At 67.1% G+C, this 23,355-nt stretch carries 22 protein-coding genes and 1 tRNA gene; 9 read left to right on the plus strand and 14 right to left on the minus strand.

The features are described from left to right. Positions 1–18 precede the first annotated feature (18 nt). The 6 genes from MKW15_RS09235 to MKW15_RS09260 all read right to left on the minus strand — a co-directional run bounded on the left by MKW15_RS09235 (position 19) and on the right by MKW15_RS09260 (position 5,087). Entirely contained in the window at positions 19–327 is a 309-nt protein-coding gene (locus MKW15_RS09235) for a hypothetical protein (protein ID WP_240857308.1), read from the minus strand. A gap of 46 nt (positions 328–373) precedes the next feature. Further along, positions 374–1,615: a cysteine--1-D-myo-inosityl 2-amino-2-deoxy-alpha-D-glucopyranoside ligase gene (gene mshC / locus MKW15_RS09240; RefSeq protein ID WP_240857309.1), complete on the minus strand. Its 1,242-nt coding sequence runs from the start codon at positions 1,613–1,615 to the stop codon at positions 374–376. Between the two features lie 130 nt (positions 1,616–1,745). Beyond that, complete coding sequence (locus tag MKW15_RS09245) at positions 1,746–2,630, minus strand: SCO1664 family protein (RefSeq protein WP_240857310.1); 885 nt, start codon at positions 2,628–2,630, stop codon at positions 1,746–1,748. Between the two features lie 19 nt (positions 2,631–2,649). Then, positions 2,650–3,369 carry a DUF3090 domain-containing protein gene (locus MKW15_RS09250; RefSeq protein WP_240857311.1) on the minus strand — a complete coding sequence of 240 codons (720 nt, stop codon included), beginning with the start codon at positions 3,367–3,369 and terminating at the stop codon, positions 2,650–2,652. Between the two features lie 28 nt (positions 3,370–3,397). Continuing rightward, positions 3,398–4,210, minus strand: coding sequence for an MSMEG_4193 family putative phosphomutase (locus MKW15_RS09255; protein WP_240857312.1), 813 nt, complete (start codon positions 4,208–4,210; stop codon positions 3,398–3,400). A 34-nt stretch (positions 4,211–4,244) separates the two neighbouring features. Further along, positions 4,245–5,087 (minus strand): undecaprenyl-diphosphate phosphatase, encoded by an 843-nt coding sequence (locus MKW15_RS09260; RefSeq protein WP_240857313.1) that lies wholly within the window; start codon positions 5,085–5,087, stop codon positions 4,245–4,247. Positions 5,088–5,272: 185 nt separating this feature from the next. Here MKW15_RS09260 and MKW15_RS09265 point away from each other — a divergent pair, with 185 nt between their 5' ends. Genes MKW15_RS09265 through MKW15_RS09275 form a run of 3 tightly spaced genes read left to right on the plus strand, consistent with a single transcriptional unit; the run spans position 5,273 to position 7,781 of the window. Further along, complete coding sequence (locus tag MKW15_RS09265) at positions 5,273–6,346, plus strand: YncE family protein (RefSeq protein WP_240857314.1); 1,074 nt, start codon at positions 5,273–5,275, stop codon at positions 6,344–6,346. A 2-nt stretch (positions 6,347–6,348) separates the two neighbouring features. Next, a complete protein-coding gene (locus MKW15_RS09270; protein WP_240857315.1) occupies positions 6,349–6,669 on the plus strand; it encodes a DUF5703 family protein in 321 nt (106 codons plus the stop codon). 17 nt (positions 6,670–6,686) lie between these two features. Continuing rightward, a complete protein-coding gene (locus MKW15_RS09275; protein ID WP_308221028.1) occupies positions 6,687–7,781 on the plus strand; it encodes a quinone-dependent dihydroorotate dehydrogenase in 1,095 nt (364 codons plus the stop codon). A 4-nt stretch (positions 7,782–7,785) separates the two neighbouring features. On the opposite strand, the gene MKW15_RS09280 is transcribed toward MKW15_RS09275, so the two are convergent. Beyond that, positions 7,786–8,331 carry a YbhB/YbcL family Raf kinase inhibitor-like protein gene (locus MKW15_RS09280; RefSeq protein WP_240857316.1) on the minus strand — a complete coding sequence of 182 codons (546 nt, stop codon included), beginning with the start codon at positions 8,329–8,331 and terminating at the stop codon, positions 7,786–7,788. A 64-nt stretch (positions 8,332–8,395) separates the two neighbouring features. Beyond that, complete coding sequence (locus MKW15_RS09285) at positions 8,396–9,742, minus strand: M20/M25/M40 family metallo-hydrolase (RefSeq protein WP_240857317.1); 1,347 nt, start codon at positions 9,740–9,742, stop codon at positions 8,396–8,398. Between the two features lie 86 nt (positions 9,743–9,828). On the opposite strand from MKW15_RS09285, the gene MKW15_RS09290 reads away from it, so the two are divergent. Continuing rightward, positions 9,829–9,917, plus strand: a tRNA-Leu gene (locus MKW15_RS09290). A gap of 421 nt (positions 9,918–10,338) precedes the next feature. On the opposite strand, the gene MKW15_RS09295 is transcribed toward MKW15_RS09290, so the two are convergent. Continuing rightward, positions 10,339–11,268 carry a mechanosensitive ion channel family protein gene (locus MKW15_RS09295; RefSeq protein WP_240857318.1) on the minus strand — a complete coding sequence of 310 codons (930 nt, stop codon included), beginning with the start codon at positions 11,266–11,268 and terminating at the stop codon, positions 10,339–10,341. Positions 11,269–11,339: 71 nt separating this feature from the next. On the opposite strand from MKW15_RS09295, the gene MKW15_RS09300 reads away from it, so the two are divergent. Beyond that, on the plus strand, positions 11,340–12,395 hold the full coding sequence (locus tag MKW15_RS09300) for a nucleoside hydrolase (protein WP_308221029.1): 1,056 nt from the start codon (positions 11,340–11,342) through the stop codon (positions 12,393–12,395). 49 nt (positions 12,396–12,444) lie between these two features. Next, positions 12,445–13,395, plus strand: a complete 951-nt coding sequence (locus MKW15_RS09305) for an LLM class F420-dependent oxidoreductase (RefSeq protein ID WP_240857320.1) — start codon at positions 12,445–12,447, stop codon at positions 13,393–13,395. A gap of 10 nt (positions 13,396–13,405) precedes the next feature. On the opposite strand, the gene MKW15_RS09310 is transcribed toward MKW15_RS09305, so the two are convergent. Continuing rightward, positions 13,406–14,251 carry a siderophore-interacting protein gene (locus tag MKW15_RS09310; RefSeq protein ID WP_240857321.1) on the minus strand — a complete coding sequence of 282 codons (846 nt, stop codon included), beginning with the start codon at positions 14,249–14,251 and terminating at the stop codon, positions 13,406–13,408. 57 nt (positions 14,252–14,308) lie between these two features. Here MKW15_RS09310 and MKW15_RS24530 point away from each other — a divergent pair, with 57 nt between their 5' ends. Genes MKW15_RS24530 through MKW15_RS09320 form a run of 3 tightly spaced genes read left to right on the plus strand, consistent with a single transcriptional unit; the run spans position 14,309 to position 16,582 of the window. After that, on the plus strand, positions 14,309–14,965 hold the full coding sequence (locus tag MKW15_RS24530) for an MFS transporter (RefSeq protein ID WP_308221030.1): 657 nt from the start codon (positions 14,309–14,311) through the stop codon (positions 14,963–14,965). After that, complete coding sequence (locus MKW15_RS24535) at positions 14,929–15,585, plus strand: MFS transporter (protein WP_308221031.1); 657 nt, start codon at positions 14,929–14,931, stop codon at positions 15,583–15,585. Before MKW15_RS24530 ends, MKW15_RS24535 begins: the two co-directional genes overlap by 37 nt. Positions 15,586–15,601: 16 nt before the next feature. Continuing rightward, entirely contained in the window at positions 15,602–16,582 is a 981-nt protein-coding gene (locus MKW15_RS09320) for an ABC transporter substrate-binding protein (protein ID WP_240857322.1), read from the plus strand. 205 nt (positions 16,583–16,787) lie between these two features. Here the strand turns inward: MKW15_RS09320 and MKW15_RS09325 are convergent, their stop codons facing one another. The 4 genes from MKW15_RS09325 to MKW15_RS09340 all read right to left on the minus strand — a co-directional run bounded on the left by MKW15_RS09325 (position 16,788) and on the right by MKW15_RS09340 (position 23,285). Next, positions 16,788–17,960, minus strand: a complete 1,173-nt coding sequence (locus MKW15_RS09325; RefSeq protein WP_240857323.1) for a lipase family protein — start codon at positions 17,958–17,960, stop codon at positions 16,788–16,790. A gap of 80 nt (positions 17,961–18,040) precedes the next feature. Further along, positions 18,041–19,066 carry a methylmalonyl Co-A mutase-associated GTPase MeaB gene (gene meaB, locus MKW15_RS09330; protein WP_240857324.1) on the minus strand — a complete coding sequence of 342 codons (1,026 nt, stop codon included), beginning with the start codon at positions 19,064–19,066 and terminating at the stop codon, positions 18,041–18,043. Further along, a complete protein-coding gene (gene scpA / locus MKW15_RS09335; RefSeq protein WP_240857325.1) occupies positions 19,066–21,339 on the minus strand; it encodes a methylmalonyl-CoA mutase in 2,274 nt (757 codons plus the stop codon). The genes meaB and scpA overlap by 1 nt, the downstream gene beginning before the upstream one ends. Next, positions 21,336–23,285, minus strand: coding sequence for a methylmalonyl-CoA mutase family protein (locus tag MKW15_RS09340; protein WP_240857326.1), 1,950 nt, complete (start codon positions 23,283–23,285; stop codon positions 21,336–21,338). The genes scpA and MKW15_RS09340 overlap by 4 nt, the downstream gene beginning before the upstream one ends. Positions 23,286–23,355: the final 70 nt, after the last annotated feature.

Consider the following 23,355-nt stretch of genomic DNA (forward strand, 5'->3'; position numbering starts at 1 on the left):
GTCCGGAGCCAGCCGGGGCTAGCCGATTTTCTCGATCGACACCACCGGCGTGGTGATGCGCCAGGTACGCACGTCCGGGTCGTCGGCGGCCCGAACCCAGAATTGCGCCGACTCCCCCACCCGGCACGACTTCACGCCGAGCAGCGGAATGTCCTCGGAGTCGCGCCGCAGTCTGCTGACGGTCCACTCTTCGTCGTCAGTGCCACCCACGCCGGGTGCGCGCAACAAAGTCTTGTCGTCCAGGTCGAGAAGATAGGTCGACGTCCGGGTGACGACAGTCCACACCCCGGAGTCGGTGTCCGGCTTGATCTCCTGCACGCGAGCCACGCGAGCACTGTACCGACTCGCGGCCGCAACCACACTGCAGGGTTTGTCAGATGATCTCGACGCCCAGTAGCGCGTCGACGGCCCTGGCCAACTCGCCGGGCGCGTCGGCGAAGCCGCCGATTCCGAGTTCGACGTCGGCACACCAAGCGTCGAGCGCGGCAAGCGCTTTCGGGGTGTCCAGATCGTCGGCGAGGTGTTGACGTACGCGGGCGATCACGGGTGCGGCATCCGGACCCGACGTGGCCGCCGCGGCGGTACGCCACCGCTGCAGACGCTGCTTGGCCGTGTCGAGGACCGCGTCGGTCCACATGCGGTCGGCGCGATAGTGATCCGCGAGCAGTGCCACCCGGATGGCGGCGGGGTCGACGCCGGCGCGCCGCAGCGCGGACACGAACACGAGGTTGCCGCGGCTCTTGGACATCTTCTCGCCATCGAGGCCGACCATCCCCGTGTGCACGTAGTGCCGGGCGAATCGGCGCGCCCCGCGCAGAGCCTCGCCGTGCGCGGCGGAGAACTCGTGATGGGGAAAGATCAGGTCGTTTCCGCCGCCCTGGATGTCGAACTCGATCCCGAGCCGGTTCAACGCGATGGCCGCACACTCGATGTGCCAGCCGGGCCGGCCTGGGCCGAAGGGCGACTCCCACGACGGCTCACCCGGACGCACGGCTCGCCACAGAGCGGCGTCGAGCGGGTCCCGTTTACCCGGGCGGTCGGGGTCGCCGCCGCGTTCGGCGAAGAACTTCTCCATCGTCGCGCGGTCGTAGCCCGACTCGTATCCGAACTGTTCGGTCGCGTCGGCGCGGAAGTACACGTCGGGGAACTCCGGGTCGTCGACGACATAGGCCGCTCCGGAGGTCAGCAGTTTCTCCACCACCTCGACGACCTCGCCGATCGATTCGATCGCACCGATGTAGTCGCGCGGGGGTAGGACGCGCAACGCGGTCATGTCATCGCGGTAGAGCTGGATCTCGCGGCTCCCCAGCTCGCGCCAATCCACCCCGTCGCGTTCGGCCCGCTCGAACAGCGGATCATCGACGTCGGTGATGTTCTGCACGTAGTGCACGTCGTGCCCCTGGTCGCGCAGCACCCGGTTGACCTGATCGAAGGTCACATAGGTGGCCGCGTGGCCGAGATGGGTGGCGTCGTACGGGGTGATGCCACAGACGTACATCCTCGCCGTCGGGCCGGGCGCCACCGGCCGAATCGCGCGGTCGGCGGTGTCGTAGAGGCGGAGTGCTGGAGAGTCCCCGGCTACCACCGGGACATCTGGATCGGGCCAGGACTGCATGCCTCCACTGTATTGGCAGCCTCCCGGTCGCCCTCCGCTGCCCGCCGGCTAGGTGCGAGCCTGCGAGCCTCGGAGCCCTGGCGAGGGAACATTGTCGTCTCACCAGGCCCTTCGAGGCTCTCGGGAGCTGTCAGAACGGCGGCCACGGAATCGGGCGGTGGCCGGGCGGCAGGGGCATGGCGGTCGTCTCGGCGATCACGAGCGTGCGAAGGGCAAGTGCGTCGATCTCGTCCCCGGTGATGTGCTCGGCCAGATCCGAACGCAGATCGTCGTCCGGCGATTCCAGCCGCCGCGCGAGATCGGCGAGGTCGGCGACGAGGTGCGCGGGCACGGTCTCACCCGCCCAGCCCCAGAGGACCGTGCGCAGTTTGTCCTCGGAATGCAGGCAGATGCCGTGGTCGATGCCGTAGACCCCGCCGTCCAGCCCCTCGAGAACGTGCCCGCCCTTACGGTCGGCGTTGTTGAGGATGACGTCGAGGACAGCCATCCGCTGCAGCCGCGGGTCGTCGGCGTGCACCAGTACCACCGGCTCGCCGATCGAGTCGAACGCTCGCAACACGGCCCGGTAGCCGACCGGAACGGCTCCCGGCGGGCACAGGTCGACCAGGTCCACCCGACCGTCCGGCAACTCACTCGGCGCACTCGGATGCGGGCGGTCGGTGTTGTCGGGTGTGTCGACCCACCGCTGGACCATGCCGAATCCCACGGGACCGTCACGCAGGACCGTCTCCGGGATGACACCCCACCCCAACGCATCGGAGATCAGGTACGACGCCACCTCGCGTCCGGCCAGGGTGCCGTCGGGGAAGTCCCAGAGCGGCACTTCACCCCGGACCGGTTTGTACACGCATCGCAGTTCGACGTCGTCGAGAACGACGTCGCACACGAGGGTCGCGTTACTGGCCGACGGAATCCGTCCCAGAACCACCAACTCGCCTCGTCGGAGGACGTCGACGACCTCCACCGAGGATGATCCGGAGCCGGCCGGGTGGGGTTCTCCCTCGCCGATGCCCATGGGCTCACCGACCGACATCTCAGGCCCGCGGGCCGGACCCCGGCCCGTCCTCGGCAGACGGGTCGTCCGGCGAGTCGTCTGTCTGGTCGTCCTCCTCGGATGTCTCGAGCAGGCCGGGATCACCCTGGGCGGCCAGGCTGTTGAACACCTCGGGATCGATGAAGTCGAGCGATTTGCTCAGTTCGGCGCCGCGACGGTAGCCGTTGGTCCGCACGCAGAGGTGGCCGTCCGGGTCGAGCGGCTCACCACACATCGGGCACGGCTGACGTCCCGCCGAGATCACCGCGGACGAGCGCGCGGCGAACTCCCGCGCCGCCTCGGTGGACAGGAACACCCGAACGGCGTCGGGCCCCTCCTCGGTGTCGTCGAGCACGACACTCTCGTCGAATTCCCCCTCGGTGATGGCGAGCAGTTCGACCACCACGGCCTCCGACTCGGCGTCCCAGCCCAGCCCCATCGTGCCCACCCGGAACTCCGCGTCGACCGGCATCACCAGCGGACTGAGATCGTCGACCTGGTCGGTCTCCGGAGGTATCGGGGTGCCGAAGCGGCGATGGATCTCATCGAGGAGTGCGCCGATACGGTCGGCGAGGATCTGGACCTGCTGCTTCTCCAGCATGACGCTGACAATGCGGGTTTCGTGCACGGCCTGGAGGTAAAATGTCCGATCGCCCGGCTGGCCGATGGTCCCGGCGACGAAGCGGTCCGGACTTCGGAACACGTGGATCGCGCGTGACATCACATCACCTCCCTGTCTGTGGGTCCCATTATCCCGCTGCCGGCGCGCTGCCCGCAGGCCCAACCGGCGCAGGCATCTCGTCGTGGGCGGTTCCGGTGCTGCCCCCGACCACCGCGTCATCGGCGGCGTCGTGCGCCGACCCGTTTGAATCGTCGGCGGTGGCACCCGGGTTTGCTTGCACCGGTGGCGGTTTCGGCACCGACAGCACCTCGGTGGTGTTCACCGTGTGCACGTACGGGCGAGTTGAGCCGTAGCGGATCACGCTGATCGACGCCGGATCGACGACGATGCGCTGGAAAGAATCCAGATGCATACCCATCGCGTCGGCGATCACCGACTTGATCACGTCGCCATGCGAACACGCCACCCAGACGCCCGAACCGTCCTCGCCGCCGTAGATGCGGTCGAGCGAGCGGATCGCGGCGACCGCCCGCGCCTGGACGTCCGCGAGTCCCTCGCCGTCCGGGAACACCGCTGCCGACGGCTGCTGCTGGACCACCTTCCACAGCGGTTCGGAGAGCAACTCGCGGATCGGACGGTTGGTCCACCCCCCGTAGTCGACCTCGGCGAGCGCGTCGACCACGACCTCGGGCACATCCTTGCGACCGTCTGAACCGTCGGTGGTCAACGCCGCGAGGAGCGGTGCCACCGTCTCTGCGCATCGCTGCAACGGGGAACGCGCGACGGCCCGGATCTCGTCACGGCAGACGCCGAGCCTGCGGACCAGGTCGTCGGCCTGCGCACGGCCGGTGTCGTCGAGACCCACACCGACGGTTCGTCCGGCGAGCACGCCCGAGGTGTTGGCCGTGGAGCGCCCATGGCGCACCAGAATCACGGTCATGAACCAACCTTAAGCACTGCCGAGGACGCACGTCTCACGTGGCGCTGATGGTCCCGGTCGTCAGCAGGATGATCACGAAGACACCGAGGATCACCCGGTAGGCGCCGAACCAGTTCATCGAGTGATGTCCGACGAACTTCAGCAACCACGCGATGGCCGCATAGCCGACGACGAAGGCGACGAGGGTCGCCACCAGCAACTGAGGTCCGGTCGACTGCATGCCCTCGCCGCTGGGGTGAAAGGCGTCGGGCAGGCTGAACAGGCCCGACGCGGTGACCGCGGGAATCGCGAGCAGGAACGAGAAGCGGAACGCAGCCTCGCGTTCGAGCCCGAGGAACAGCCCGGCGCTCGCGGTTGCGCCCGATCGGGACACGCCGGGCACGAGCGCCAGACACTGGGATGCGCCCATCACGAGTCCGTCGCGCAGGGTCAGCTGCTCCATCGAGCGCCGCTTTGTGCCGTAGCGTTCGGCCAGCCAGAACACACCCGAGAACAGGATCAGCACCGTCGCGACCAACCACAGGTTGCGTCCGGTGGTGCGGATCTCGTCCTTGAACACGAACCCGATCACACCGATCGGGATGGTTGCGAAGATCACATACCAGCCGATGCGGTAGTCGAGTCCGCGTTCGTCGGCGTTGCGCAGCCCGCGAAACCAGGCGGTCACGATGCGCACGATGTCCCGGGCGAAGTACACGAGCACGGCGGCTTCGGTCCCGAGTTGCGTGACCGCTGTGAACGACGCGCCCGCGTCCTCGCCGAACCAGAGTTCGGAGGCGATCCGCAGGTGGCCGGACGACGAGATCGGCAAGAACTCGGTCAAGCCCTGCAATGCACCCAGCACGATCGACTGGGTCCAGGTCATGGTGTCAGACATGCTCGACCCGGCCTGTGTTGATCCGGCCTGTGTTGATCGGCCCCAGGGTTCTCCGCACAATGCGATTGGCATGAGTCACGGCGCCCGATCGTACGCGGCGCCCGCGGCAGCGCTCGTCGAGCGCACCGACCCGCCGAGTCCGCCCCGACCTCTCTGCGCAGTCTCGGTTCACGCAAGATGGGGTCATGCAGCATTTCCGCGTCCGGGTCGTCGGCGCTCTCGCCGCCGTCGCCCTCACGCTCGTCGTTGCCGGATGCGGTTCGTCGACCGACGACCGCCCGGATGTACCGACCGTGACCCCGGCGAGCGCGCTCGACTCGCCGCCTGCCCGCACCCCCGCCGGGGTCGTCGTGCCCGCCCCGGCCGGTGCGCGGGCGATGGCGCTGTCGGGGCCCACGCTTGCGCTGCTGTCATCGGACGGACGTTCTGTGCAGCGGTATGCCACCGCGTCGCTCCCGAACACACCGACCGGGCCCCGAACAACGACTGGCACCCCGACGCCGACCGCTGAGCTGACGGTGTTGACCGGGGTCGGCGACGGAACCTTCGTCGGCGCCGGACCCGACACCCTGCTACGTATCGACGCGAACGGACGCACCACAGCCACCCCCACCGAGGTCGCCGCGCCCACCGCGGTTGCGGTGACGGCTGATCGGCGCACGGTGATCGGCACCGACACCGGGCATGTCGTCGTCTTCGGTCCCGACGGGGCACGTCAACGTGACATCGCCGGCTTCGTCCGGGTCGACGACCTGACCGTCTCGCCATCCGGCGCAGACCTTGCGGCCGAACAGGTCGTCGTCCTGGACCGGGCACAGTCGTCGGTGACGCCGATCGACCTCGACACCGGGGAACTCGGTCCCGCGTTGCGAGCCGGAAACGGTGCCACGACGTCGACCGTCGACCGCTACGGACGAGTCCTCGTGGCCAACACCCGCGACAACGAGATCATCGGATTCTTCGGCTCGCCGCTGGTGATGCGGTTCCGCTATCCGCTACCCGACGGCCCGTACGCCGTAGACTACGACGACAAGCGAAACCTGCTGTGGGTGTCGACAACCGGGAACAACGAGGTGGTGGCCTATGACCTTGCCGACGGTGAGCCCCGTGAGACGACCCGCTTCTCCTCGGTCACACAACCTGACCGCATCGCCGTCGACGACTCCACCGGGGTGGTTTACGTCCTCTCCGCACGTGACGGCGGATTGCAGGTCGTCGCACCCGCCGGGCAGCGTCCACAGGGGCCGCAGGGCGGGTGATCATGTCGGCTAAGGGACACCGTCACCTGACCCCGCAGGGTCGAGTCGGAGCACGGCTCGGCGCCCGGTATCCGGCGGGCTGGGAGGTCACGTCCGAGGACTACGAGTGCCTGCTGCTCCGGCTTCCACCGGAGGTGACCCGCGTGACCGCGTCGATGCGCCTGGCGCTCGAAGCCGAGTTCGGTGGCTGGGAATTGTCGCGTGTGCGGCTCTACTCGGATGGCACGCGCAAAGTGCTGCTCCGCCGCAAACGTCCGCCACGCCGTCCCGGTCCCGGCCACCCTGATCGAAACCATCCCGGACAGGACGCGACCGCGTGCTGAGAAGAAGCCTGCATGCCGTGAACGGCGTGGCGTACCCGCTGCTGCTCAAACTGATGTTCCTGCTCTCCCCGGAACGGATTCACCACATCGCTTTCACCGCGATCAGCCTCACCGGGCGCGTGGCTCCCCTACGTTTCGGGGCGGCCAGGGTTCTGGCCACCCACGATCCCGTCCTGCGTCAGCGGGTGTTCGGCGTCGACTTCCCCGCCCCGTTCGGGCTCGCGGCCGGCTTCGACAAGTCGGCGGGCGCGGTGAACGCTTGGGGACAGCTGGGTTTCGGCTTCGCCGAGATCGGGACCATCACCGGTCGCGCCCAGCCGGGCAACCCGGCGCCCCGGCTCTTCCGCCTGCCCGCCGATCGCGCGCTGATCAATCGGATGGGCTTCAACAATCCGGGCGCCGACGCGGCAGCCGAACATCTGGCCAAGGTCCGGCCCGGGCCGGTTGCCGTCCCCATCGGAGCCAATATCGGCAAGACCAAGGCCGTAGCCGTCGAGGACGCCGTCGACGACTACCGCTACTCGGCCCGGCTGCTCGGCCCGCTGGCCGACTTCGTCGTCGTGAACGTCAGCTCGCCCAACACGCCCGGCCTGCGCGACCTGCAGGCCGTGGACTCGTTGCGCCCCATCCTCACTGCGGTGCAGGACGAAGTCAGCGTGCCCGTCCTGGTCAAGATCGCTCCCAATCTCGCCGACGATGACATCGACGCGGTCGCCGACCTCGCCGTCGAACTCGGACTGGCCGGCATCGTCGCCACCAACACGACCATCTCTCGAACCGGTCTGCGCACACCCGAGGACGATGTGGCAGCGATGGGTGCGGGTGGCCTGTCGGGCGCGCCGCTCGCCGACCGATCCCTGGCCGTGCTGCGCCGGCTGTACACACGCGTCGGCGGCCGTATCGCCCTGGTCTGCGCCGGTGGCATCGAAACCCCCGACCAGGCGTGGGAGCGCATCTGCGCAGGAGCCGACCTCCTGCAGGGCTACACCGGCTTCATCTACGGCGGACCGTTGTGGGTCAACGAGATCCACAACGGCCTCGCCGAGCGGGTACGGCAGGCCGGCTTCGCTTCCCTCGCCGACGCGGTCGGCAGCGATAATCGGGCCGGCTAAGGGCCTATACGTCTTCGGAAGGCTGTTCGTAGGTGCCGACGATCGTCGCGCGGCCGATCGCATGCGAGAACAGATTGAATCCGAGGTAGGCAGGCGTCGCACCGTCGGGCAACTCCAGCGATGCCACGTCCACCGCGTGCACGACGACGAAGTAGCGATGCGGGCCGTGTCCGGGGGGCGGCGCCGCCCCGATGAAACGCTTCACCGAAGCGTCACCGGCCAGGCTCACCGCGCCGTCGGGCAGGCCGCTGCCGGACTCGTCGCCGGCACCCTCGGGCAGACTCGTCACCGAGGCGGGGATGTCGGCGACCGCCCAGTGCCAGAATCCCGATGCCGTCGGGGCGTCGGGGTCGTACACGGTGACCGCGAAACTCTTGGTGTCCGAAGGGAATCCCGACCAGCTCAGCTGCGGCGACAGGTCTTCTCCCCCGGCACCCATGATGCCGCTCACCTGCTGGTTGCGCAGCGGCCGGCCGTCGGTGACGCTGTCGGAGGTCAGCGTGAAGCCCGGCAGGCTGGGCAACGCGTCATAGGGATCGAAACTCGGCATCGGGTCAACCCTTCTCGTCTGCTGGTGGTGTTCACCACCATATGCGTCTATTGCGGCGCGGTGGTCAACTGTGGTGCAGAAAGTGCTCAAACACTTTGGTGCCGAACAGAAGTGCGTCCACGGGAACCCGCTCGTCGACGCCGTGGAAGAGCGCGGCGAAGTCGAGGTCGGCGGGAAGTTGCAGCGGCGCGAACCCGAAGCAGCGGATGCCGAGCTTGGCGAAGGCCTTCGCGTCGGTGCCGCCGGACAACATGTACGGGACCGTTTTGCCGTCCGGATCGTGAGCGAGGATCGCGTCGTTCATCGCATCGACGAGGTGGCCGTCGAAGGTCGTCTCGTACGAGTCGAGATGGCTGATCCACTCGCGGGTGACGTTGGGTCCGATGAGTTCGTCGATCTCCTTCTCGAACGCGGCCTGCCGCCCGGGCAGCACCCGGCAGTCCACCACGGCTTCGGCCTTCTGCGGGATGACATTGGCCTTGTAGCCCGCCTTGAGCATGGTCGGATTGGCGGTGTCGCGGAGCGTGGCGCCGATGATCCGGGCGAGACTGCCGAGCTTGAACAGCGTGGTGTCGAGGTCCGGCGCGTCGGGTCGCAGATCGAGCCCGGTCTCCTCGGATACGGCGGCCAGGAATTCGGCCACCGAATCGGAGATGACCAACGGAAAGGTGTGGCGACCGATGCGGGCCACCGCCTCGGCGACCTCCGTGACGGCATTGTCGGCGTGCAGGAACGAGCCGTGGCCTGCGGTGGCGTCGGCGGTGAGGCGCATCCAGGCGATGCCCTTTTCGGCGGTTTCCACCAGGTAGAGGCGTCGTTGCGTGCCGTCCGGTCGGTCGACGGTCAGCGAGAAGCCGCCGACCTCACCCACCGCCTCAGTGATGCCCTCGAACAGGTCGGAGCGGTTCTCCACCAGCCAGTGCGAACCCCACTTCCCCCCGGCCTCCTCGTCGGCGAGGAAGGCGAACACGATCTCGCGCGGCGGAACCGTGCCGTCCCGTTTGAACTGGCGGGCCAGCGCCAACGCCATGCCGGCCATGTCCTTCATGTCGATGGCGCCCCGACCCCAGATGTAACCGTCGGCCACCGACCCGGAAAACGGGTGCACGCTCCAGTCGGCGGGTTCGGCAGGCACGACGTCGAGATGGGCATGGACGAGGAGCGCCCCGTGTTCTGAATCGGGCGGACCGGCCAGGCGGGCGAACACATTGCCGCGACCCGGACGCCCGGATTCGACATACTGCGTTGTGTAGCCGACCTCTTCAAGCTGCTGGGCGACCCATTTCGCGCACTCCTCCTCACCCTTGGTGGTCTCCGGTTCCCCGGTGTTGCTGGTATCGAACTGGATCAGCCGGCTGACCAGATCGACCACTTCGTCGACCGCGCGTGGGCCCTCACTCTGGGAAGTCACACCTGTTTCCTACGGGATTTGGGATAGACGGGCAACCTCGGTTATGGTTGTGCGCGCTGTGGTGGCGACCAGTTCGCCGCCGACGCGTCCGAGTGGCGGAATGGCAGACGCGCTAGCTTGAGGTGCTAGTGCCCTATTAACGGGCGTGGGGGTTCAAGTCCCCCCTCGGACACCACCGACAACCCCCGGTCATCGACCGGGGGTTGTCTGCACTCTGGTTCAGTTTGAAAGGCAACGGTATGCGCATATACGCATCCGCGGGCCTATCGATGTCATCGGGGACGGCCATCGGGTGGTCATCGACAGTCGGAAGCGCGATCCGCGCGGCGACGATGATCCACGAAAAATAGGGGAAGAAACTCGTCCCCTATCCCTGGAGTCCTCCCCGCGAACTTTCTCGCGGACGACTCAACAAGCAGGGGCAGAAAGTAGGGGAAAAACCTTCCCCTACTTTCAGTGGTCCGGCGCCTCGCTGACGTGGCCCGTTCGCCTGCCCTTCGAGGCATCCCTCGGCCGGCGCCTCGGGCACCTCAGAGAGCGGTGGGGTGGTGGACGCTTATGCGCAGGCCAGAGCGCTAGTCACCTAACTCTTCGGATCAGGACGGACCGGCGAGCGCGGCGATTCGTCCTGTCGGATAGGGCAATTCGATGCCGTGCTGTTCGTAGGCACGCAGCACGTCGCGGCGGATGCGGCGAGACACCGACCACTGGCTGTTCGGTTTCGTCTTCAATGTCATACGCAGAGTGATCATGTCGGGCGCGACGTCCTGGACGCCGAGCATCTCCGGTTCGGCGAGCACGTCGTCGCGAATACCGTCGTCGCGCACCGCATTCCGTGCGGCCTCCAGCGCGACCTCTTGTGCCCGGTCCACATCTGCGCTGAGTGCGACCGGAACCTCGACCCGGGCGACGGCATACTCCTGACTCATGTTGCCGACGCGGATGATCTCGCCGTTGCGCACGTACCAGAGTGTGCCGTCGATGTCGCGCAGGGTGGTGATCCGCAAACCGACCGACTCGACTTCGCCGGTCGCCTCGCCGAGATCGACGATGTCACCGACGCCGTACTGATCCTCGAGGAGCATGAAGATGCCGCTGACAAAGTCGCGGACAAGGTTCTGCGCACCGAAACCTATTGCGAGACCGACAACTCCGGCCGACGCGATGAACGGCGCGATGTTCACGCCGAGAACGCTGAGGACCGACAGCACCACCCAGACCAGCAGGATCATGGACACCGTCGACTTGAGCACGGACCCGATCGTCCGGGCACGCTGTGCGCGGCGCTCGGCAGCCTCCGGGTTACGTGTTGCCGGCGTCCGTTCACGGAGGTGTCTGATCAGGAACGGCTTCGACGCGCCGTCCCGTCCCCCGGCGCCCGGCCGGCGGGTGGCGCGATCGATCGCCCGGTGCATCACGAATCGAACAATCAAAGCGATGACGACATACGAGGCGATCCGGATTGGATTCTCGATGATCCACTCGCGATTTGTCTCCGTCCATTCGAAAGCAAGGTGAGTAGTCATGTGCACCCACCGTACGGATCTCACACGGGGTGTCGAATCGTCCACGGATGCATACGCGCGAGAATGGGCGGGTGACCCAGCATCTGTTCTTCGACTGCGACACCGGCATCGACGATTCGGTCGCGCTGCTGTACCTGCTGGCCCGGACCGACGTCGATCTCGTCGGTGTGGCCTCGACCGCCGGTAACGTCCCGGTCGACGTCGTCGCAGCCAACAATCTCGCCTGGCTTGCGCTGTGCGGACGCACCGACATCCCCGTGCACGTCGGGTCGGCGTCGCCGCTCGTGGCCGATCTCATGACCACCGAAGACACCCACGGTCCCCTCGGCGTCGGATACGCCGAGCTACCGGCGGCCTCCGTGCTGCCGAGCCCGGTGACCTCCGCCGATGCGTGGATCGACGCGACCCGCGCGCATGCCGGCGAGTTGGTCGGACTGGTCACCGGCCCGCTGACCTCGCTGGCCACCGCCGTCCGCCGCGACCCAGACCTGCCGGGGCGACTCCGCCGACTGGTGATCATGGGTGGCGCATTTCACACTCACGGAAACACCACTCCCGTCTCGGAATGGAACGTCGCGGTCGACCCGGAGGCCGCCGCCGAGGTGTTCGCGGCTTTCGGCAGCGGTCCCGCGCCGGCACCGATCGTGTGCGCACTCGACCTCACCGAGTCGGTGGCGCTGACACCCGACCACCTGGTGCGTCTTGCTGCCGCGGCATCGAGTTCGCCGATCGAGTACGCCGATCCGGGCGACGAGCGCGGCTTGCGGTCGGTCGCCGACAATCCCGTCATCCGGCATCTCATGGACGCGCTGCGCTTCTACCTCGAGTTCCATGACGAGCACGACGAGGGGTACATCGCGCATCTCCACGATCCGTTCGCGGCACTGGTCGCACTCGCCCCCGACATCGTGAGCACCATTCCGGCCCGCGTGTCGGTCGAACTGACCGGCACGCACACGCGCGGGATGACGGTCGCCGACGAACGCTCGATGACACCCGGCGGACCCAACGCGCGCATCGCGGTCGCCACCGATGTGGATGCGGTCTTCGACGAGCTCATCGACCGTATCGGACGGTTCGCCAAAGACGTGGTGGCCGAACCGAACTCGCAGCGGCCACCGCAGTGAATCGGAATTCTTCCGACCCGGTCCACCCGCGCGGCGTAGCGTTGCGCCTGTGACACGACTCGGATACCAGATCCCCAACTTCACCTATCCCGGCGTGGAACCCGAGCGACTGTTCCCCGCCATCACTCGTCAGGCGGTCGACGCCGAGACCCACGGATTCGACACGATCTTCGTGATGGATCACTTCTACCAACTGCCGATCCTCGGTACGCCGGATCAGGAGATGGTCGAGTGCTACACGCTGCTCTCGGCACTGGCCCAGCACACGTCCCGGGCGCGGCTGTCGGCCCTCGTGACCGGAAACACCTACCGCAATCCCACCCTGCTCGCGAAGACCGTCACCGCGCTCGACGTGGTGTCGGAAGGACGGGCCCAGCTCGGGATCGGCGCCGGATGGTTCGAACTCGAACACGATGCCCTCGGCTTCGAATTCGGCACATTCACCGACCGTTTCCAGAAGCTCGAAGAAGCCCTCGTGATCATTCTCGGCATGCTGCGCGGCGAACGGCCCAGCCTCGACGGCAAGTGGTACCGCGTTCACGACGCGATCAACTCGCCCGCTCCCCTGGGACGGATTCCGGTGATGATCGGTGGCGGTGGCGAACGCAAGACTCTGCGGCTCGTCGCACAGTATGCCGACGAATCCAACTTGATCTGCGCCCCGAACGAGATCGCACGCAAACTCGACGCCCTCGCCGGCCACTGCGAGACGCTCGGTCGGGACAGGTCGGAAATCACTGTGACACTGCAGACGTCCGCCTGTATCGCACCGACACACGACCAGGCAACGCACGAGTTCGAGGCATATCTCGCACGCAATCCCGCAGCCGAGGTCCGTCGGGCGTCGACGATTGTCGGCGACCCCGACGAGGTGGCGGCCCGCTACACCGATCTGTTGGCCACCGGGATCGACGGCGTGACCGTCAACGCACCGGCGAACTGCCACATCGACGACCGTGTCGCGCTGCTCGGCCAGACACTCGCCCCGTTGATCACGTAGTTCGCGGAGCTCAGTCGTCTCCGTCGGCCTCGTGATGGTCGAGGTTGACGGTCCCGCTGCGCCAGTACCCGTCCACCTTGACGCGGTTCTTCGGCAGGCCGAGTTCGCGACGGAGGTAACGGCGGATCGGCTTGAGAGAGTTCGCCTCACCGGCCACCCAGCAATAGAACTCGCCGGCCGGCATCTCGTGAGACCGGATGGCGTCGTAGAGCAGCGTGCTGTTTCCGGGTGCCGCGTCGCCGCGATGCAGAACGTGCACCGTGGTCGACGGTCGGTCGGGCAATTCGACCTCAGCGTCGGGCCCGGACACCTCGACGAAGGCGATCACCCGCTTGTCCGCGGGCAGTTCCTCGAGCCAACGCGCCAGCGCCGGGATCGCTGTGTCATCGGCGCCGAGGAGATAGGCGTCGTATCCGGTCGGATAAATGTGCGAGCCGCGAGGTCCGAGCATGCCGAGGCGATCGCCGCGGGTTGCCGTCGCAGCCCAGGACCCGGCGACGCCGTGCGTGTGCACCACGAAGTCGATGTCGAGCAGGCCGGCCGCCCGGTCGAACGCACGCACCGTGTAGTCCCGGTAGATCGGAAACGGCCCCTCGGTGGGCAACTGCATGCCATCCGAGCCGGTTTGGGGCATCTCGACCCGGCCGGTGTCGGGGTGAGCGAAGAAGAGTTTGACGTGGTCGTCGGGCGCCATGTGGACGAAGTGGAAGCCATCCGGTTCGGTGATCCGGAACGTGACCCGCTTCATCTGCGGACTGAGGTCTGCGACCGCCTCGACCTCGATGGTGCGCGCCACGAGATCGTGCATGGTGAGCCGGAGCTCGGTGGAGTGCGGTCGCAGGTCGGTGCCGTTCATGCTTGGTGCCCCATGGGAAGGTGAGACTACCCTAATCGCGAACCGAGAGGAGTCGTGGTGCCGCGCTCGATCTATCTCGACGTGTCCCCGTTGCGGGACAGCGCGCCATTCCGGCGAATCTTTGTCGCACGGTTGATCTCGCTCGTGGCGATCGGTCTACTCCTGGTGTCGGTTCCGGTCCAGATGTGGAATCTCACGCAATCGAGTGCTCAGGTGGGTGCGGCCACCGCAGTCACCGGCGCCACCACCTTCCTCGGAATGCTCGTCGGCGGGACGCTCGCCGACCGTTTCGACCGCAAACGCCTGATCCTGGTGGGCCGCACGGGTGCCGGTGCATCATTTGCCGGTTTGGCCGCAAATGCGTTCGGCGCCTACGGTGGTGAGCCGAGCGTGGCGATCGTCTATCTCCTCGCCGGAGTCGACGGCCTCATCGGCGCTTTGTCCACGTCTGCGTTGATGGCGGCGGTACCGACGCTGATTCCCCGCGAAAAGCTGGTGGCGGTAGGCGCTTTGAGTTCATTGACGGTTCGGCTGGGCACCGCCGTGTCTCCCGGCATCGCCGGTCTCCTGATCGCATCGGCCGGGGTCGAATGGGCGTACGTCACCGCCGCTGCGCTCGCGACGATCACCGTCCTCATCCTGATCGGGCTGCCGGCGATGCACCGGACGGTCCGCGCATGTCAGACGGACCGCTTCCCGAGCGGCCCTCACTGATGCGCTTCCTGTCGACGACGCCCGTCGTCCCGGGGGTGATGGCGGTTGGGGTGCTCGCGATGCTGGGCGCCGGTGTCGTCGCTCTGCTGCCCGGCCTGGTGGCCGAACGCTTCGGCGGCAGCGCCGCCGTCACGGGTGCGATGTATGCGGCGGTGGCAACCGGTGCGATGATCGCGGCGCTCACCAGTGGCTGGATGACAGATCTGCGTCGCCCCGGACTGGTTTTGCTGGCCGCGCTGATCCTCGCCTTCTCGGCGCAGATACTGTTCGGCCTCGCACCCCTGCTGTGGTTGGCGATCGGTCTGCTGCTCACCGTCGGTTTCCTGGAAGCTGCGCAGGAAGTGTTGCGCTATGCGCTGATCCAGCGGAACACTCCGGGACCGCTGCTCGGTCGGGTGAACGGGATCTGGATGGCGCAGGAGGTCGGCGGCGTGACAGTGGGTGCCGTGGTGGCCGGACTGATCGGCTCCGCATGGGGCGCCTCCGACGCGATCGTCTACTACGGCATCGTGATGGTGGGCTTGTCGATCGCTGCGGCGCTGCTCTTGTCTGGGCTGAGGGGCACACGCGGCCGCAACCCGGCTCAGGTCCGAGGCGACGTGGAGCGCACGAGCAGGTGAGGTTACCCTCACAGGGATGTCAATCGTGAAGTACCTCTCCCAGTTGCTGCGCACGAGTGTCGTCGCCGTGGTGGCGATCGCCGTGTGCTCGATCACCGCCTGTACGGCACCCACCGAGGAGGAGACCCACGAGGTCACGGTGGAACTGCTCGGTGGGCACACGGCAACGGTCGACGTGCCAACGAAGCCCCAGCGCGTGATCAGCCTGCTCAGCAACTGGACCTCGACGCTGGCAGCACTCGACATCCCGATCACCGCCGAGTTCGTCCAAGACGGGTACGGCGGCCCGAACAACTCCTTCCCGTGGACACCCGAACACGACGCGGAGGTGGTGGTGATCCAGGCCGATACACTCCCCACCGTCGACGCGATGGCCCGATTCGAGCCCGACCTCATCATCGCCGGCACCGCCCTCGACGCCGATCGCTTCGCCGCCTACACCAAACTCGCACCGACGATCACCGTGCTGAATCCGAATGGGCCAGTCGACAGTTGGCAGGACATCGCCACCGCAGCAGGCAAGATCTTCGGCAAGGAAACCGCCGCCGCGGACCTTGTTGGACGCACCCAACGCAACGTCGACGCCTTCAAGGCGAAGTACCCTGCCGCGGCAGGCAAGACGTTCACCTACGCGCTGTTTCAGACCACAGGCAGCTTCGGGGCCATCAACTCGACCAAGGATCCCGCTGCCGCTCTCCTCACCGAATTGGGTTTTGTTCTGAATCCGCGTCTCGCTGCCATGAACAAGGGGGCGGTCACACGCTCGCGCTTGTCGGCCGAGCGCATCGACCTCCTCGATTCCGATCTGCTCCTCGCCTACACGCTGGGCGACCCTGCCGCTCTCGCACGAATTCCCGGCTGGAACTCCCTGACCGCGGTGAAGGACGGGACGGTTCTCTACCTCAACAACGACACCTCCCCCGCCTTCAGCGTCCCGAGCGCACCGTCGGTGGACTACGTCATCGCGACGCTGAGTCCCATCGCATCCCGCCTGTGACATTCCGACGCTTCGGCTGCGACATTCCTCCTGCGACATTCCTCCTGCGTGCACTTCATCTACACCCATCGTCGCCGGCGCGGCCGGCATCAGCGGTCCCTGGACACCGTGCGGGACCGATTCGGCATCCGTTGCGGACCACTCGACCCAAGGCCCTCCGAGACCCACGATGACCGCGGGTACGTCGGGCGGGCGGCCGGGTAGGTCAGCGCGTCGGCCAGCCCTGTCGATCGGCCCAGGCGAGGCCCGTGGCCTCGGCCCACGGCCCCAGTCCGTGCCCGGCAGAGTACTGGCGGAAGTCGATGCGCGCACCGTTGCGTCGTGCCTGCTCGACCCAGTTGCGGGTGAGCGGTTCGAATGCCACTGGGTCAAAATAGCCCTGCTGCACCAGCATCGGCGATCCGAAGCCGGCGGTCGGGACACGGGTGTACTCGCGCAGCGCCGGGATCAGCGGGCCGTCGGCGAGCGGGCGTGAGATCAACTGTCCGACAGTGATACCGCGCGTCGCCCGACCCTGGTTGGGGTAGCACAGCGTCTTGGCGTCGTCGACCACCTTGCGCCCCAACGGCGTCAGATACGACGACACCCGCGCATCGGGCCGGGCGGCGTCCAAGCCTGCCATCACATAGGAGAAATACGTGGCGTAGTCGGGAATCGCTACGGGCGGCACTCCCGGACGCAACAACGAGAAGTAGTCGGCGATGTCGACCGGCGGCGCATTGACCAGACCCCCGACGTTCACCAGCTCCGGCGCGTACGACGACGCGATGCGAGTCGCCCAGATCGCGGTGTGCCCGCCCTGGGAGCCGCCGCCGGTCACGTATCCCCGCGAGGTGGTCCCGGACGTCTTCTGCGATACGAGATTGCGCGCCGCACGCACCGAGTCGATGACGTTACGAGCCGCAGTTTGTCCATCGAGGTAGGTGTGCGGCCCGGGACTTCCGATACCCGCATACTCGCTGGCGGCGATGACATATCCGTCACGCAGCCACGGGCCGAGCCAATTGTCGTATCGGCCGCCCATCCGATCGGTCACCGTGCACTTGCCGCCGAGGCCCGCGGTGCCATGTGCGTAGCCCAGCACCCGCCATCCGCCCAATCGCTTCACCGCGGGGATCATCACGGTGCCCCGGACTCCGATGAGCTTTCCGGTGTGATCCGGGGACAGATACGTGACGCGATAGACCTTGCCGGCGCCGGCCACCCGGGCGTCGGGGGCGGCGGTGATGTCAGTGACGCCTACCAGATCCCCCGCACGCGACGGCGCCGCGTCGACGTGCGCGGACCTGGTTGTTGCGATCAGCATCGACACTCCCGCCACCAGGACCGCGATCACCGCGATCCGCGAGAATCTGCCCAACACCAGCCCACCCGACACCCTGACACCTCTCGGCCGATTCTCATCGCACCCGAGCACGTCGGGCGCCTTAGGTCACCTAAGTGATCTAGCAGCTACGATCAAGCCTCGGTGCTGTCGAATGCCTCGACGATCTCCTGCGCCGCCAGAGCCGGCGTGAGATCGCCCGTGCGCAAACGCTTCTCGACGTCAGTACGGATCGATCGAACCGCCGGGGAGTCGTCGAGCCGGGACAGCACCAGGTCGTGCACCATGGCCCACGTCCAGTCGATTTGCTGCTGATTCCGGCGGGCAACAAACTCGCCTGCCTCCGTCAGTACGCGATTGTGTTCGCGCACGGTGTCCCAGAACTCGGCGACCCCGGAGTTCTCCAGGGCACTCATCGTCAACACCGGCGGCGTCCACAGGGTGTCATGCGGATAGATCATCTTGAGTGCGTTCTTCAGTTCGCGCGCAGCCGATTTCGCTTCGTTGAGGTGTTTGCCGTCGGCCTTGTTCACCACCACGACATCCGCGAGTTCCAGCACACCCTTCTTGATGCCCTGCAACGAATCGCCGGTGCGGGCCAGGGTGAGGAACGTGAACGTGTCGACCATGTTGGCAACCGTCACCTCGGATTGGCCGACCCCGACCGTCTCGACGAGCACGACGTCGAAACCCGCGGCCTCCACCAGCACGATGGATTCGCGGGTCGCCTTCGCGACGCCACCGAGCGTGCCCGAGGTCGGCGACGGACGAATGTAGGCGTCCTTGTGCACCGAGAGCTTCCCCATGCGGGTCTTGTCACCCAGGATCGAGCCACCGGTGCGCGTCGACGACGGATCCACCGCCAGCACCGCGACCTTGTGGCCCTGCTCGATGAGGTGCATGCCGAGCGCCTCGATCGTCGTCGACTTGCCGACGCCTGGGACACCGGTGATGCCCACCCGAAAGGACTTGCCCGCGTGCGGGGTCAGGCGCAGCAGCAGTTCTTGGGCGGCGGCCCGATGATCCGGACGCTTGGACTCGACGAGGGTGATCGCGCGAGCCAGGTCGGCACGCCGGTCGGCGAGAACTGCCTCTTCGAGAGCGTCGACGTCGACAGGTCTGCGCTGTACCGGCGCCTTGGGCACTGGTTGCTCGGCCATCACTCCGATGCGGCTCCGGCCAGCTCCAGGCCGAGGTTGTCGGCCAGCTTCGTGATGAGCTCCACCGCCGAGTCGGCGATCACGGTGCCCGGCGGGAATATCGCGGCAGCACCTGCGTCGTAGAGTTCGTCGAAGTCGCCGGGCGGGATCACCCCGCCCACCACGATCATGATGTCGGGACGCCCGACATCGGCCAGCGCCTGACGCAGCGCGGGCACCAGGGTGAGGTGTCCCGCGGCAAGGGAGGAGACGCCGACGACGTGCACGTCGTTGTCCGCGGCCTGCGCGGCGACCTCCTCCGGCGTGGCGAACAGCGGACCCACGTCGACGTCGAAGCCGAGGTCGGCGAAGGCGGTGGCGATGACCTTCTGGCCGCGGTCGTGACCGTCCTGCCCCATCTTGGCGACCAGCACACGAGGGCGACGACCTTCGGCGTCCGCAAACTTCTTGACGACCTCGATGGCCGCCTCGACGTTGCTCACGTCTCCTGCCTCATGCCGGTACACCCCGCTGATGGTCTTGATCTCTGCCTGATGGCGACCATAGACCTTTTCCATGGCGGCCGAGATCTCACCGACGGTCGCCTGGTGTCGCGCCGCTTCGATGGCCAGGGCCATCAGGTTGTTCTCCATGCCACCCTCGCTGCTGGCCGCAGCACGGGTGAGATCGGCGAGCGCGGCCTCGACAGCCGAGTTGTCGCGCTGTGCCCGAAGGCGTTCCAGCTTCTCGAGTTGCTCGGCGCGCACCTTGGAGTTCTCGACCTTGAGGACCTCGATCTCCTCGTCGTCGGCCACCTGGTACTTGTTCACGCCGACCAGCGGCTGCTGCCCGGAATCAATCCGAGCCTGCGTGCGGGCGGCCGCCTCTTCGATGCGCAGCTTCGGCAGACCCTCGTTGATGGCCTGTGTCATACCGCCGGTGGCCTCGACTTCGCGGATGTGCTCGCGCGCCTTCTGGGCCAGCTGATGGGTGAGCCACTCTACGTAGTTCGATCCGGCCCACGGATCGATCGGTCGCGTCGTCCCCGACTCCTGCTGCAACAACAGCTGCGTGTTACGTGCGATGCGTGCCGAGAAGTCGGTGGGCAACGCGATCGCCTCGTCGAGCGCGTTGGTGTGCAGCGATTGCGTGTGGCCCTGGGTGGCGGCCATCGCCTCGATGCAGGTGCGCGCGACGTTGTTGAACACGTCCTGTGCGGTCAGCGACCATCCCGATGTCTGCGAATGTGTACGCAGCGACAGCGATTTGGCGCTCTTGGGCTCGAAGTCGGCAACCAGCTCGCTCCACAGCAGACGCGCGGCGCGAAGCTTGGCGACCTCCATGAAGAAGTTCATGCCGATGCCCCAGAAGAACGAGAGACGCGGCGCGAACTTGTCGATGTCGAGTCCCGCCTCGAGCCCGGCCCGGATGTACTCGACGCCGTCGGCGAGCGTGTACGCGAGTTCGAGGTCGGCGGTCGCCCCGGCTTCCTGAATGTGATAGCCGGAGATGGAGATCGAGTTGAACTTCGGCATCTTCTGGCTGGTGTACTCGAAGATGTTGGAGATGATCCGCATCGACGGCTTCGGCGGATAGATGTAGGTGTTGCGGACCATGAACTCTTTGAGAATGTCGTTCTGGATGGTCCCGGCGAGCTTCTCCGGCGGCACACCCTGCTCCTCGGCGGCCACCACGTACAGCGCGAGGATGGGCAGCACCGCACCGTTCATCGTCATCGACACCGACACACTGCCGAGGTCGATGCCGTCGAACAGCTGGCGCATGTCGAGGATCGAGTCGATCGCGACGCCGGCCATGCCGACGTCACCGGCGACGCGCGGATGGTCGGAGTCGTAGCCGCGGTGGGTGGCGAGGTCGAAGGCGACCGACAGACCCTTCTGTCCCGCAGCCAGATTGCGCCGGTAGAACGCATTGGATTCCGCGGCGGTCGAGAAGCCGGCGTACTGGCGAATCGTCCACGGCTGATTGACGTACATCGTCGGATACGGACCGCGGATGAACGGTGCCGCACCCGGAATCGAGTCGAGCGGATAGGTGTGTTCGGAGTCGTGGGTGATCGCATCACGATCCGAGCGGGTGTACAGAGGTGCGACGTCGATCTGTTCCGGCGTGTTCCAGGTGACCTGGTCGACGGTGTAGCCGTGTGCGCCTGCGAGTTCTTCGACGGCCGCCGAGCCGTCGACAGCCGAACTCTCCGGTGCGGCAACCGCATCGGTGAGTGACACGTCGGCGAAGGAGGGCACTGCTGCAGTGGTCGGTTCGGTCTGGGTCATGATGATGCTCCCACCGGCGCGGATGCGCCCGCTGTCTCGTCGAGCTGGTCGAGCAGTTCGGTCAGGGTGGCCACTGCGTCGATGCCGACGCGCAGCGATCCGTCGGGACGGTCGTCGGATTCCGGCCATTCCCGGTCGGGCCCCGCCAACAACACGCGCCCGACTCCGGCTGCGCGAGCCGCGGCCAGCGCCGCGGGTCCGTCGTCGGCGTAGCGCGACTTGGTGCCACAGATGACCGCGATCGTCGCGCCCGAGTCGGTGACGGCCGCGCCGATCGTCTCCGACGTGAGCGGTCCGGGATTGACCGCGGAGATGCCGCCCGAAGCCAAGAGATTGGCGACGAACGTCGTGCGGCCGTTGTGTTCGGCGACGCTGCCGAGCGGGATGAGCAGAATCGACGGTCGGGTGCCGCGTTCCGCCAGGATCGCGTCGGAGCGGTCGCGGAGTGCTTCGAACGGACGGCCGATGCGCGCCAGCTTCGGTGTGCCGGTCACCAGCCCCGCCGTGGTGCCCGAGACGGTGGTCCCGGAAGCAGTGGCACCCAGCGGGCGCTCGTCGAGGTTCGGGAACTCGTTGACGCCGGTGACCGAGGTGCGGCGGTGTGCGACCTCGACGTCACGTGCGGCGAGGGACGTGGCGACCCGATCGGCCACCCAGCCGCTCTCGAGAGCGTCGCGGTATCCGCCGGCGGCCTCGACCTCGGTGAACACCGCCCACGCGTTCGTGGCCAGATCGTCGGTGAGGGATTCGATGAACCAGGAGCCACCGCCGGGATCGAGCACCTTCCCGAGGTTGGATTCCTCCAGGAGCAGGAGTTGGGTGTTGCGGGCGATTCGTCGGGAGAAGGTCGCGCTGGAGGTCCGGAGATCGGGCGGGAGCGCGGCGTCGTAACCGAGGACCGTCACCTGGTCGGCACCTCCGACACCGGCACCGAATGCGGCGATGGTGCTGCGCAGCATGTTGACCCAGGGGTCGCGCTGGCTGAACATCGACAGGTCGGTGACCGCATGGGTCAGCGCACCACCCGATTCGCGGGCGCCGAGCACATCGGCGACGCGGGCCCAGAGTGTGCGCAGCGCACGGAGTTTGGCGATGGTGGCGAACTGGTCGTCGTCGGCCGAGACCCCGAAGGTGATCTGCTCGAGAGCCGCAGACACATCGAGGCCGGCGTCGGTGAGATCACGGAGGTGCGCGACAGCAGCTGCGACGACCAGGCCCAGTTCGAGCCCGTTGTCGGCGCCCGCGGTGGCGAAATCGGCGCCGTCCACACGGAATGTCCGCACCCCGGCCGGTAGTCCGTCGGCCGCGAGAGCCACGGCCGCCGCATTGTCGACCGTGGGTCGGCCCGAGAAGGCCGCCGTGAGTGGTGAGAGCCCGAAGGAATGGGTGGTCCCCGCGGTGACCGGTGCCGCCTGTGGTGCGGCGGCCGCGGTGGTGCGCAGGGCGAGCAATGTCCGTGCGGCGTCGATTCCCGATTCGCCTGCGTCGAGGGTCACCGGCACGAGGTCGAGGTAGACGCCGGCGAGCACGGTCTCCAGATCATCGGGACCGATCCCCTTGCCGACCGTCAGCCACAAACCGCTCGTGCCGTTGGTCATCGCCTCGAGGATCTGCTCGTTGACGTCCTCGGGCGCAGTGTCGTCGTCGCCGAAGCGTTCGGTGACCCGCCAGCCGACGTTCACGTCGCGCTGGGGATCACTGCCGCGCACGAACGGGAAGTGACCGGGCAGGCCGGGCTCGGCCGTTTCATCGCGCCGCGTGTACAGCGGCCGGATGGTGAGTCCGTCGGGGGTCGCGGTCGACAGCAACGTCTCTGCATCGTCCGGAAGGTCGGCGACGTCGACACGGCGCGATTTCGCGAGAACCGCAGCGGCGGCCTCCGACCACGCGAGGTAGGCGTCCTCGAGGGTGGTCTCGGATTTCTGATGGTCAGTTTGTTCTGACATGTGGGGTAGCACACCTCCGGTGATGCTCTGTGCGAGCGCGTACATGACCTTAGCCGATCGATCGCTCGGC

Origin of the sequence: Gordonia gummivorans (genome assembly GCF_022513585.1) — a bacterium.
Lineage (GTDB): Bacteria > Actinomycetota > Actinomycetes > Mycobacteriales > Mycobacteriaceae > Gordonia.